Raw genomic sequence first — 13,243 nt, 5'->3', positions numbered from 1 at the left:
ATTATAGTTTTTTTAACCTTATTTCAGTGTGGTAACCCGAGAAGAGCGTAGAGACGTATCTCAATGAACCATGACAAAACTTTAAATTTAATATTATCTTTTTATGAATTCAATCGTAATTGTAATTATTTCAGTACTATTTTTAGCTATTGGATACGGGATTTATGGCCGCTTTATGGCGTATAAAGTTCTAATGTTGAATAAAGATAATCCTGTACCATCGGTTACTTTAAAAGATGGGCACGATTATGTCCCGACAAACAAAGTGGTGTTAATGGGGCATCATTTTGCTGCGATTGCAGGAGCCGGCCCTCTTATTGGCCCGGTACTTGCCGCTCAGTATGGATTCCTTCCCGGTATATTATGGATCCTGGTTGGATCTTTATTTGCTGGAGCTGTTCACGATATGATTATTCTCACCGCTTCGGTACGTTACAAAGGAAAATCAATAGCCGAAATTGCTCGAGATCTTGTAGGAGAAAGGCTTGGTCTGATAACTTCCCTTGCAGTGATTAGCATACTTATTGTATCAATGGCCGGTTTGGGAATCCCGGTTGTCAACGCTCTTAAAAATTCCCCCTGGGGAACTTTTACGGTTGGGTTTACAATCCCCGTTGCCATATTCATTGGAATTTATTTAAAGTATATAAGGCCTGACAAAATACTGGAAGGAACTGTAATAGGTGTTCTGTTGGTATTGTTGGGAGTTGTTCTTGGTCCTGTGGTTCAGAATTCGTTTTTAGGGAGCTACCTGGATTTTGATCAGAAACAAATGTCGCTGCTGCTTGCTGTTTATGGATTCCTTGCTGCAGCATTGCCGGTGTGGTTGTTGCTTCTGCCAAGAGATTATCTGAGCACCTATATGAAACTGGGTGTGATTGGTGCCTTGGCACTTGGCATCATTATTATACAACCGGATATTAATATGCCGGCTGTTACCCAATTTGTGAATGGTGGCGGACCCATTGTGCCGGGTAAAGTATTTCCTTTCCTGTTTATTTCGATTGCTTGTGGTGCTCTGTCGGGTTTTCATTCTCTGATAAGTTCTGGAACAACCCCTAAACTGATTAAAAACGAAAAAGATATTTTGCCAATCGGTTTCGGAGCCATGCTTCTGGAAGCTTTTGTTGCAATAATGGCTCTGCTTGCTGCAACAGTATTACCAACTTCCGACTATTTTGCAATCAACTCAGTTCCTGAAGTCTTTGATAAATTACACATGGTTCCTCAAGATTTGCCACAGCTATCGGCTATGGTTGGTGAAGATCTTGCAGGCAGACCCGGAGGCTCTGTATCGTTGGCAGTCGGCATGACTTATGTATTTCAGAGTGTTCCCTGGCTGAAATCAATGATGGGGTACTGGTATCATTTCTGTATCATGTTCGAGGCGCTGTTTATTCTGACAACGATTGATTCGGGCACAAGAATTGGCCGATACCTGCTTCAGGATCTGTTTCGTCAGAACTCAAGGGAGATGTCGAAGAAACGTTCCTGGTTTAATGCGATTTTCTTTTCCGGACTGATCACTTTATTCTGGGGATATTTATTATACACGGGTGATATTTCTACCATATGGCCATTGTTTGGAACGGCCAATCAAATGCTGGCAATCATAGCGTTTGCAATTGGAACAACCTATCTGCTCCGTTCAAAACAAAATAAATATGTTTGGGTAACTGTTATACCTTTGTGCTTTGTTACGGTTGTCACCTTGTCGGCTGCGCTTATGAATATTTTCCAGAACTACCTACCGAAAGGTTTGTATTCTCTTGCCATTATTTCTGCGATATTGATTCTTTTGGTTTGTCTGGTTCTTATAGAAAGTATCATAAACTGGAGACGAATAACCAAGATGAGTACTAATGAGCTCTCTTCGGTTGAGATAGAACTTATTGGCGAACCGGTGATGTCGTATAATAACCTTAAAAATGATGTACGTTCAAAAGACAGGATATTGTAATTTATTGTTTTGATTTTGAATTTTTCGTGATTTTAATGTAATGGAGGTCGTTTCAAAATGAGATTTCAGAAATGAAAACCTTATTGACTAAAACCTCTGAAAAAAGCCCTTTATTTTAGCCTTGTTCATCTGAAAAAGCTGAAATAAGGGGTCTTTTTATTATTGAAGTTATGGGTTGTAAGTGAGATTATTTTCATCTCTCTATATGGCGATAGTGTGTTTTCACTATAAATTTTCCCACCAAAAAGCTGTGCTCCTTTTTCCATAGAATTGAGAAAAAGTGAGCACAGCCTTATATAATCAGGGTCTTTTTTATTACCCCTAAATAGTCCTTATTGGACAAGAATTAGAAAATCTGTTTGGAGATATCTTTTGCTACCTTTACTGGATTTCCCTTTGTATCGGGAGAATAATGAATCGGACTATTTACCCACTTTTCTTCCAATGAATAATAATCAATTTGATTATCCTTTGCTGAATTCCAGTTAGAAATGACATTGTCAATATATGTTCTCCATCTCATTGCATAGAAATCTTTCAGTAAACCGCTCCATTCTCTGTGGGCATAGTCACGAAGTCCGCCGTCATTTGCAGCAGTTCTGTTACCCCAGGTTGTTATCTGAACTTTAGCGTTCCACTCATACAGATTCTTTTCCTCCTGAGTCTTTCCTAAGTTGACCGCTCTGTTTGTCCATGTTCCAAGGCAAAATTCAGCGCGGGTTCCAAGCAGCTTATCTTGCATATCAAGCAGATTCATAAACCTCTTGCTTGCTTCTTCGAAAAGTTCTTTCTCCTTTGCATTTTTGGCACTCATCATTACCTTATACACAAGACGTCCTTTTTCTGCAATTGCCTGACGAAGGATATCGACCATATCGTACTCGTAATTGTTGTTTCCTATGAAGTTATCGGCAACCGACATGAATTTCCGAGCAGCCTCGATTACTTCCATCGGATCATAGTAATCATTCATTTCCGACCAGCTTGATACCTGATATACTTTATCCGAAGGGCGAGCGCAGAAAACAGATTCGTGTGTACCCTGTTGAGTGGAAAGGGCCGGACAGTTGTAGATTGAGTTGCTCAATTGAATCCAGGCATCGTACAAACTCTTATCGAAACGTCCGTAGCGAGAGGTTACATAATCTTTGAGCCATTCGTCTTTTGAGAACTTTTCGTTATGCCAGGGCAGTTCACAAAGAAGCTCGTACATAACAGGATTATTCTCAATGCCTTCCATGGTTATTCCTACTCCCTTTAATGTTTGACCAAAAGGTGTTGATTTTGCTTTGAAGTATTCATCAATAACGTGCTGCATTTTTCCATGTAGTCCTACATTGCCACCATAATTGAGAAGCATGCAATATAGCCAGTCATGACCATCAAAACCATTCTTGCGATACCATGTCGATTCTGGATCTCCCCATTGAGGACGACTCTCTGAAAAAAGATCAAGAACAATCATGTCGCCACGCTTCAGGTTTTTAATCATTTCTGCCCTTGGATTGCCTCCCCATGCCTGTGCAACCCATATAGCATTCGGATTGCATTTTTTCATAGCCGACATAATAGCTTTGCCAGCCTCGTCCAGATTGACACCTGCAACATTTCCCCCTTCATGAAAGGGGTCCATGCTATAATAGTTTGCCTTTCCGAAAAGTCGGGTCATCTCCTCATAGTATAAATCGGCTATAACCTTGAACTTTGGGTCAGTAGGCTGGAGAAACGCCGGACGACGGTAACCGCACCATAATCCCGGATTGGAAACATTCAGCTGAAGTTTCTCTTTTGCATTGTTTGGAACCATTCCCGAATACCCTGCAAAAACAGGCTCAATGCCCAGTTCGCGCATACGCTTCACGATCTTCTTTTGCAAAGCTATGCGCTGAGTGTACCAACTGTCGGGATTAGGACCGCCCCAGCCTTCAAGATTGTTCATCAACCACCAGGCAAAAAATCCTGGTCCGCAGATGAATTCATTTATCTCGTCACGATTATACCCAAGTTTCTTTAGTACATTGAACCAGACAGCTTCCGTGCCGACAATTGAAAGCGGCATGTTGATGCCGTGAAGCGCCATCCAGTCTATCTCTTTCTCCCAGCGTTCCCAGTCCCAGAATGCCATAGAGTAAGAATGAGTACAATAGTTGAGGTCGTAACGAAACTTCATATTTGTTTCGTGTCTCTCTGCTTTCTTTACTTCAGGCAGGACATTCGGCAACTTCACGTTCATGTTATTCCATGAAATATTCACATGGGCATAATATTTAAGGTACCAGTTTACACCCGCAGCAAGATTAACATAATTGTTGCCCCGAACGACAATCTTACCATTTCTGCTGTCCAGCTCAAAGAAGTCTGCATCAGCTTTCACCTTCTCGATAATAAAATGCCTTGAAGCCCCCTTGTCTAATCTCTCGAGCAAATCATTCACCGGATTTGCATGCATTGTCACTGATATAAGCAGTACCCACAGTAGATTGAAATATTTCATAGTGTATGAGAAAATAATTAGTGTTTTTAAATAATCTTAGTTAGGAGTGGCAAAACTACTAAAATATTTTTTGAACTTATAATATATCCCCTAAACCTCTTCAAATTCTGCTATTTTATCTTTTAATTTACTGATTGCAACTAATGTCCTGTTTTATATTCGTAAACAGAATTATACGATTAACCATTCCGGTGTTTGCGCGTATTGAGTTGCTATTTAGAAGCATCGCTATATTCAATTATTGGTTTTTTTGTAAAAAATGAAAAATATTGGGAATTCTGAATTAAACTTTATATATTTGTTATAGAAAATCTAATATAGAAATAGAAACAATCGTATTCAATATTCTGTGCAACTGAATGAACGGACTTTTCTCAATGTTGCCAGCGGTACCTAAAGAGTATAAATAAATAATAATCAGGCATGAAAAACTTTATTAAAATCTCTCTGGCTGTTATATTACTTCTTTGTTTATTCAATATGCCATATGGATATTTCCAATCTGTGCGTTTCATCTGTTTTGTATCCTTTTCCTATCTTGCATTCCTATCTTACAAAGAGAATCAGGAAAAAATAGCTTTTGGATACGGAGCATTGGCGTTGCTTTTTCAGCCTTTTTTCAAAATAGCACTCGGAAGAGGCTTGTGGAATGTTGTAGATGTGGCTGTGGCAATAGCTCTTGTTATAAGTATATTGCGGTCGAATGATAAGTAACCTCAGCTTTTTTGATGTTTGAATCTAGTCGGCCTGATTGGCTTGTGCACTATCTGAAATAGGGATCTTTGAATAAACATAAAAGAACTATAAAGACATAATTAAATTCCTGAGAATTGAATATCTGTAAATGGGTTCAGAGAGAGACCTGACAGAGCAATAAAAAAAGGAGGATTGTCTCGTTTTTGGACACCCTCCTTTTTCCTTATATTAAAATTTTTATATCAGTCTTAGTGATTAGTGTTTGAACCAATCTTTCGATAGGATAGTTTTTTCTCCGTTCTTGTTGATTAAACACATCTGCAACATTCCGCCATTGCTGTCGAAGTAACGAATTTCAATGGGGTGAAGGCCTTTCTTCAGGGCTTTTTGGGCAATTACTTCACGAGGTGAGTGAGGGCCGTCATTATCAATAACCGTGTTCCCATCAATAGAAAAGATACTGCCATCGTCAGACGTTAGTGCAAAGGTATAGATGTCGTCCTGAGGAATTTGCAGATAACCTTTCAGTACCAGACCGATGTTGCCTTTTACTTCGGAAGGAATAGAAATATTATCCACTGTATATTCTCCTTTCTTCGGAGCATTGGTAATATCTGCACATTTATTCCCTCTGAAATCGTGCCATATGGCGAGCAAGCCATTCTCTTGAGGAGATGCTGTGGCGTCTGCCTCCAGATATGGTTCTTTGATGAACTTTGTATTTACAACGTCGCAACCTGTACCATCAGGACGGAAGCTGCGAAGCATAAAGTTGGTTGTTTCGGTAACCTTCAAATCACCTTTGTACAATGGTGATGATTTTGTCGGTACAGTCCCATCTGTAGTATAACGAACTTCCAATCCGGGAAGCGGACAGCTGATATTCAGATGGCCTTCGTTTACAAAAGCATTCACGTTATAGAAACCATCCAAATCAGTGATGCGATAGTTTACATTCATCTTATCGAGCCTGCTCATCTGTGATGCTAGTGCTTTCATAAAATCGGCTGTACTCATCTTACTCGCCTTATTGCCCCAGGCAACCTGACTAAGTGCTATCATTCGGGGAACGATCATATATTCAACACGTTTCATCGAAGGTATATATTCGGTCCAGATATTAGCCTGTACACCCATGATTAAATTTTGTTGGGCAATATCTGTTGCGTTTGACATCGGGTCGAATTCCAGAATGCTTTTCAATGAATTCTTATCTTGTTGGTAATCGAAATAAAAGCAGGCATTGGGTGATAATACCACATTCTTGCCTTGCGCTAGTGCACTAGGTACAGCTCCTTTTTCCCAGCTGCGCCACCACATGATTACGGCATCTTTTGATAATCCGTCACCTACAACCTCGTCCCAGCCAATCATTCTTTTACCGTTTTCTTTGAAGAACTGCTCCATATTACGAACAAACCATGCCTGAAGAGCCTCTTCCGAAGCCAGCCCTTCTTTCTTTATTCTGTTCTGGCAATCCTGACATTTTTTCCAGTTGCTCTTTTCCACCTCATCGGCTCCGAGATGTACATATTTAGAAGGAAACAAAGCAAAAACCTCTTTGTAGATATTCTTGCAGAATTCCAAAGAAGAATCTTTGCCGGGACAGATTGGAGAAGAGAAAGTCTGTCCCCATCCTATTAAACCTGTGCAGGCCACATCGGGATACTGGGAAATAGCTGCCAAGAAATGACCGGGCATATCAATTTCCGGAATCACTTCTATGCCACGCTGCGAAGCATAAGCAACAATCTCCTTGATGTCTTCCTGAGTATAAAATCCTCCATACAACGTATCTTTGCCTGCAACCTTCAGCTTGTTTTCGGGAATAAGAAAGTCGGGATTGTTTTGTTCTGTAGCCAAACGCATGCACTCCTTGTCTTGTGAGTTGAAAGTACGCCATGCTCCTTTTTCGGTGAGCAACGGATATTTCTTGATTTCGATGCGCCAACCCTGATCGTCAGTCAGATGCCAATGAAATTTATTAAGTTTATACAGTGTCATCATATCCAGCACCCTTTTCACTTCTTCTTTATTCCAGAAATGGCGGGAAGCATCGAGCATTAAACCTCTCCAGGCAAAACGTGGTTCATCTTTTATGTTAACCAAAGGAATCTGAACTCCCTTTTTTGTCTTTTGCACTGATTCAACCGGCAATAATTGATGAATAGTGGATATTGCAGCTATAATACCCGAATAACTGGATGATTTTGCAACAATGTTTTTGGCATTCACCTGTAAGCTGTAGGCCCCTTCCTTTTGAGCTCCGTTTTCTAATTGCAAGCAGATGTCTCCTTTACCTGTAATTACCTTTGAGGTAACTGAACCTTGAAGGATACTTTGCAAATAGAGTGCCGCGGGCAACAATGACTTGTTTGATACGCCAATTTTAATTCCATTCTTTAAAGTATAAGTACCTGAACTCTCACTAATGTGAGCTGGAGCAGGAAGAATAGAAACCTTTTCTGTTTGCCCGAACAGAATGTGGCTAAAACACAAAACTGTTAAAACACATGTTATGGTTCTTCTTTTCATGATTAAAATTATTATTTGTTGGTTTGATTTGTTTGAGTATCTATTGGGAGTGATTTGATATGCAGACTTTATTTTTATGCGCAAATATACCACTAAATAACAGATTCACCAACAGCTATGTGATGCACTTTTCCATTTACTTTTAATGTAAACGATCTATTTGTTTTTACGTTTATTTTCTGGGTTGAGGCATCATAAACAATGTCGGTCACCGTGTCTCCGAAATGAAGATTCCTGATGCCCTGTGTGCCTGCCATTGGTTTCAGTCTCCATTCAACCGTGTTTGTTATAGCATCTACCTTATTGAATCCCAATACATTTTCTATGAAAAGAGAGATGGGGCCTAAAGCAGACCACCCACAGAAATCGGGGCGTGCACGACGTCCATGTTCAGTTGAAGGTTCATCTTTGCCGGGGCTATAACATTCCCAAATTGTATGCGGAGTAATTGCCAGATATGTACGTAACTGTTGGCGCAATACCTTTTCTGCAAGCTTGTCGGCTAAGTCATAATAGCCATATTTCTCGAGTGCTTTGGTTCCCATATAAGCCATGGGCAGCCAGATTCCGCCTCGCCAGTAATCTCCGGTTGCAGCATTGTAATCCTTATCATCGCGTGCCAGTGAAACCCATGGATAATCACCTCCCAGAAAACGGTCTGATTTCAGCATCTCAACCATCTGGGCAGCCTGTTTCTTTGAAGGTATTTCGGCCAGCATAGTCCAAAAAGATGCAGGAGTCTTTATTCGGCATGGTTTTCCGGTAGCTATTTCAATGTCGTAATAATAGCCATCTTTCTTATCCCAGTAGCGGTTGTTAATCTCTTTCTTCAAGAGTTCGTAGCGCTTTTGCCAATCTTTTGCTTCAGCCTTAAGATTACCTTGTTCGCAAAGACGGGCAATATACAAGGCCGAAAGAGCTTGTTGTGAAATTGCATCTATCCACATAATTTTGTTATAACCGCCCACATCGCGTCCACGTGGGGTATTATCCATACCGCTGGCACCTCCTGTCCATGTGAAACCGATGATATTATTTTTGTTGCCTTTTACTATGCCGCGGAAAATCTCGTTGGGGCTTATCTCCGGTTGCTTATTGCCTTTAGGAACTGTGTTGAAATAGTCGAAATGACGTTGAAGAAATTTCTTATCCTGAAGTACAAGCTTCAAATGTTCGTAGTCTCCTGTAAACCGGTAATTATCGTGCTCTATCCATGCAAACAAAGGAGGATTGTCTCTGAGATGAATCCGCAAAGGGGTCTTCACGTTTTCATGAATTGGGTAATAGAGATTATTTAGTGTCTCTTTTCCGGGAAATGCTTTCGGTGCATATTTGGAAAACATAACCATAAAGCAGGAATCCCAAATCCAGATTTGGTCCTCATAACAGTTCTCATCAAGATAAGGACTTGCCGGAAGTCCTTGCGGACCAATGCGGACCCGGTCGGCTGCTATGGCCCAAGTTTTTTCGTATAAATCGACCAGCTGCTGGTCGGGATAAATTACCCGAGGAATCTCTTTTTGCCAATCCGGATTGGCGGCATCTTTGGGTTGTGCTGCAGTATATGCAGAGCAGATTAATGAAGATGCAAGTAAAAAAGCAGAGAGGTTTTTCATCATTATTGCCATTTGTTGTTTTGTTTGTGGTCTGATATAATTAGTATAGATAAGGTGTTGTTTTTTCTTATATGTCTGATGGTCCGACTTCTTATTTTACAAAGTTAACGATTATATATGTAACAGGAAGTTTTAATTTGGCTCAATTTTCTTTTTATTGTCGTTTCTAAAAAGAATAAATAGCTAAAAACAGAAATCTGATAATGAAACATATAAGATTAGAATGACTTTGAAATAACTATTAGTAAGATGAATGATTTGTTGTACAAAAGAATGCAATCTTTTGTACAGAACAATTTATTCTTTTGTACAGAAGAAAGCATTGTTTTGTACAAGGAAATATTAATTTCCCGGCAATAATAACTAATCTCCCGAATAGACATATTGAACCCCGGGATAATTTCTCGATTTTATAAATTATATCTTGTTGCTATGTCGATGAGTGTATCCGAAATGCATGAGCTCGTCAATTAGGGTGATGCCGCTTATCCCGGTTCTAAAAATAAAAAGAGGCGAACACTTTACTGGTCGCCTCATTGTATTTAAAAGATTTTAGAGTTCTTCTATCTCTTTAAGCCATAATGCTGAGCTTGCATCACTTGGCATGCGCCAGTCGCCACGTGGACTTATGGAGATGCTTCCTACTTTTGGTCCGTCGGGCAAACAGGAACGTTTGAACTGCTGGTTGAAGAACCGGCGGAAGAAAGTGTGAAGCCATTTCTTGATGGTGGGCTTGTCATATCTGCTTCCAAAAGCAATGTTTGCCAAAAAGAAAATCTTAGCAGGACGGAAGCCAAATCGTAGTGTTTGATACAGGAAGAAGTCGTGCAATTCGTAGGGCCCAACCAAGTCCTCTGTCTTTTGCGTAATATTTCCATCCTCATCAGCCGGGATAAGTTCGGGGCTGATAGGGGTGTCTACAATGTCGTTCAGGATGACAGAGGCGGCTTCTTCCACCTCGTTTTGGCTAACCCAGTCTACAAGGTGCCTCACCAGCGTTTTGGGAATGCTGACGTTGACTCCGTACATGGACATATGGTCTCCGTTGTAGGTGGCCCATCCCAGTGCCAGTTCGGAGAGGTCGCCGGTACCAACCACCATACCTCCCGTTTGATTGGCGATATCCATCAGAATCTGTGTACGTTCGCGTGCCTGCGAGTTTTCGTATGTCACATCGTGTACGTTAATATCGTGGTTGATATCTCGGAAGTGCTGTATGCAAGCTGCTTTGATATCAATTTCGCGTGTGGATATTCCTAGTTCCTCCATCAGCCGGATAGCGTTGTTGTAAGTACGGTCGGTAGTTCCGAAGCCTGGCATGGTGACTCCCAGTATTCCCTTACGTGATAAACCTAGTTTGTCGAAGGTCTTTACGCATACCAGAAGTGCAAGTGTCGAGTCTAGCCCACCCGAAATACCAATGACAGCGGTTTTTGCCTGAGTATGTACAAGGCGTTTGGCTAGTCCTGAAACCTGTATCTCGAAAATCTCCTCGCATCGTTCATTCAGTGTTTTGCCTGAAGGTACAAATGGGAGTGCTTCTATTTTTCGGGTCAAGGTTAGAGGTTTTGCATTGGTTATGTCGGTAGTCACATGAATGGCTTCTGCATCTTTGTAATCACCGCTGTTTGCAGAGAATGTGGTGTTAATGCGTCTTGCTGTTCGTAGGCGCTCCACATCGATTTCGCTTATAACCAATTGCTCTTCCAGACTAAAGCGTTTTGATTCTGCGATCAGTAATCCGTTTTCATAAATCAGTCCATTGCCTGCAAATACCAGATCGGTAGTTGATTCTCCAAACCCGCAGGATGAAAAGATATAGCCGGCAATGCAACGGGCCGATTGCTGGCTGATGAGCGAGCGTACATAATTATGTTTGGCAATCCCTTCGTTGTCAGCAGAGAGATTGATCAGAATTTCAGCACCTTTTAGTGCCAGCTTGGAGCTAGGAGGAATGACCGACCAGAGGTCCTCGCATATTTCAACGCCAAAACAGGCATCGGGAGTATCAAAAAGAAGGTCTGCACTCACGGGAGCCAGCTGGCCGCATAGACGTACATTCTTGTCTGTCACATCTCTGGCGGCAGTAAACCAGCGCTGTTCGTAAAACTCCTTATAATTGGGCAGATAGGTCTTGGGAACTATACCAAGAATCTTACCATGCTGAAAGACTACCGCGGCATTGATAAGAATAGTGTTCGTAGCAACCGGCATGCCTACCACGCAAATGATATCAAGCTGACGGGTATTGTTCATCAGTTGTACCAGTCCCATCTCCGCTTTTTCCAGAAGAATATTCTGTGCAAACAGATCGGCGCAGGAGTATCCGGTAATGCATAATTCGGGGAAGGTGATAATCTGTACTCCTTTTTCTTCGGCTTCGAATATCATTCCTTCAATTTGGTCGACATTATACTGGCAATCGGCTACTTTAACCCGTGGCACCGCAGCTGCCACTTTTACAAATCCGTAGTTCATGGTCTTTCAGTTTATCAATTAGTAATGCAAAAATAATGAAATCTATGTGATTCCGGTTAAATATCCTCTTTTATTTATGTAAAGGAGGATTAATAACTTTCAAATGAATCAAAGCTACGCGAAAGTTTGCAATAGTTTTCCAAAGAAATAACAGAATGATTAATCGATATTATTAATTATCTTGCGAAAAAAAATAAAAAAAAATCGATATTTGTTTGGAGAATAATGAAATCTCTATATCTTTGCAATCGATATCAAAATGTAATTATTACAAATTTATAAAGAAAACAAGAGAATGGATGCATATGACAAATTGCTGGAATGTAATATCAAACCTTCATTACAAAGGATTGCTATTATGGATTACTTATTAACTCACCGCACACATCCCTCGGCAGAGGTGGTTTATTCAGATTTGTGCGGGTCTATGCCTACATTATCGAAAACAACAGTGCATAATACGTTGAGACTATTGGCTGAACATGGAGCGGCGTTGATGCTTACCATCGATGAAAATAATGTATGCTTCGATGGAGACACCACCCCTCATTCACACTTTTTGTGCAGGAAGTGCGGAAAGATTTATGATTTACCAATGCCTCCGGCAGTAAAGAATGTAATGCAGATGGAGGCTGATGGTCACATTATTACTGAAATGCACTATTATTACAAAGGAACCTGTAAGAATTGTTCTAAAAACACAGATATTAATTAACTCAAAAACAAAAGAAACATGAAAAAATTTAGATGTACAGTATGTGGTTATGTTCATGAAGGTGATGCAGCTCCAGAAAAGTGTCCGTTGTGTAAGGCTCCTGCCAACAAATTTGTTGAAGTAGAAGAGACTTCAGGTGCTCTGACTTTCGCAGACGAGCATGTAATTGGTGTGGCGAAGGGTTGTGACGAAGAGATGATTAAGGATCTGAACAATCACTTTATGGGCGAATGTACTGAAGTGGGAATGTACTTGGCTATGAGCCGTCAGGCTGATCGTGAAGGATATCCTGAAATTGCAGAAGCATTCAAAAGATATGCTTGGGAAGAAGCTGAACATGCCTCTAAATTTGCAGAATTACTAGGAGATGTGGTATGGGATACCAAAACAAACCTGATGAAGCGTAAAGATGCTGAGCAAGGTGCATGCGAAGATAAGAAGCGTATTGCAACTAGAGCTAAACAACTGAATCTGGATGCAATTCATGATACAGTTCATGAAATGTGTAAAGATGAGGCTCGTCACGGAAAAGGATTCGAAGGATTGTACAATAGGTATTTTAAATAATCCGTTTTCCATAGAAATTTGTATTATTATGGTTAATCTTAAAGGGATTGCTCTTTCTGGAGCAGTCCCTTTTTTATTAGGAATGATTCATTTATTAGGAATGTTTCACCTAAAAAGATGATAGTAATTTTGTTCCTGAGAGAGGGCTACACATTTCTATATAGCATATAATTCACCCTCTT

At 40.6% G+C, this 13,243-nt stretch carries 8 protein-coding genes; 4 read left to right on the top strand and 4 right to left on the bottom strand.

Going from position 1 to position 13,243, the window contains the following annotated elements; all coding sequences use genetic code 11:
* The first annotated feature begins 103 nt into the window (after positions 1-103).
* A complete protein-coding gene (locus ABWU87_RS06250) occupies positions 104-1,960 on the top strand; it encodes a carbon starvation CstA family protein (protein ID WP_353334130.1) in 1,857 nt (618 codons plus the stop codon).
* Between the two features lie 346 nt (positions 1,961-2,306).
* Here ABWU87_RS06250 and ABWU87_RS06245 read toward each other — a convergent pair whose 3' ends face one another.
* Entirely contained in the window at positions 2,307-4,454 is a 2,148-nt protein-coding gene (locus ABWU87_RS06245) for an alpha-N-acetylglucosaminidase (RefSeq protein WP_353334129.1), read from the bottom strand.
* 423 nt (positions 4,455-4,877) lie between these two features.
* Between ABWU87_RS06245 and ABWU87_RS06240 the strand changes: the two genes are divergently transcribed.
* Positions 4,878-5,168 carry a DUF6804 family protein gene (locus tag ABWU87_RS06240; protein WP_353334128.1) on the top strand — a complete coding sequence of 97 codons (291 nt, stop codon included), beginning with the start codon at positions 4,878-4,880 and terminating at the stop codon, positions 5,166-5,168.
* Positions 5,169-5,405: 237 nt separating this feature from the next.
* Here ABWU87_RS06240 and ABWU87_RS06235 read toward each other — a convergent pair whose 3' ends face one another.
* The 3 genes from ABWU87_RS06235 to ABWU87_RS06225 form a co-directional block, all read right to left on the bottom strand.
* Entirely contained in the window at positions 5,406-7,685 is a 2,280-nt protein-coding gene (locus ABWU87_RS06235) for a family 20 glycosylhydrolase (protein ID WP_353334127.1), read from the bottom strand.
* Positions 7,686-7,777: 92 nt separating this feature from the next.
* Positions 7,778-9,313 carry an MGH1-like glycoside hydrolase domain-containing protein gene (locus tag ABWU87_RS06230; RefSeq protein WP_353334126.1) on the bottom strand — a complete coding sequence of 512 codons (1,536 nt, stop codon included), beginning with the start codon at positions 9,311-9,313 and terminating at the stop codon, positions 7,778-7,780.
* 540 nt (positions 9,314-9,853) lie between these two features.
* Entirely contained in the window at positions 9,854-11,779 is a 1,926-nt protein-coding gene (locus ABWU87_RS06225) for an NAD(+) synthase (protein WP_353334125.1), read from the bottom strand.
* 295 nt (positions 11,780-12,074) lie between these two features.
* Between ABWU87_RS06225 and ABWU87_RS06220 the strand changes: the two genes are divergently transcribed.
* Together ABWU87_RS06220 and ABWU87_RS06215 are read left to right on the top strand one after the other, a co-directional pair.
* Positions 12,075-12,494 carry a Fur family transcriptional regulator gene (locus ABWU87_RS06220; protein WP_353334124.1) on the top strand — a complete coding sequence of 140 codons (420 nt, stop codon included), beginning with the start codon at positions 12,075-12,077 and terminating at the stop codon, positions 12,492-12,494.
* Positions 12,495-12,512: 18 nt separating this feature from the next.
* A complete protein-coding gene (locus ABWU87_RS06215) occupies positions 12,513-13,061 on the top strand; it encodes an NADH peroxidase (protein ID WP_353334123.1) in 549 nt (182 codons plus the stop codon).
* The last annotated feature ends 182 nt before the right edge of the window (positions 13,062-13,243 follow it).

Source organism: Bacteroides sedimenti (assembly GCF_040365225.1).
Lineage (GTDB): Bacteria > Bacteroidota > Bacteroidia > Bacteroidales > Bacteroidaceae > Bacteroides > Bacteroides sedimenti.
Note: the sequence above shows the minus strand (reverse complement) of the source record. Positions and strands in the feature narration are given on the sequence as shown.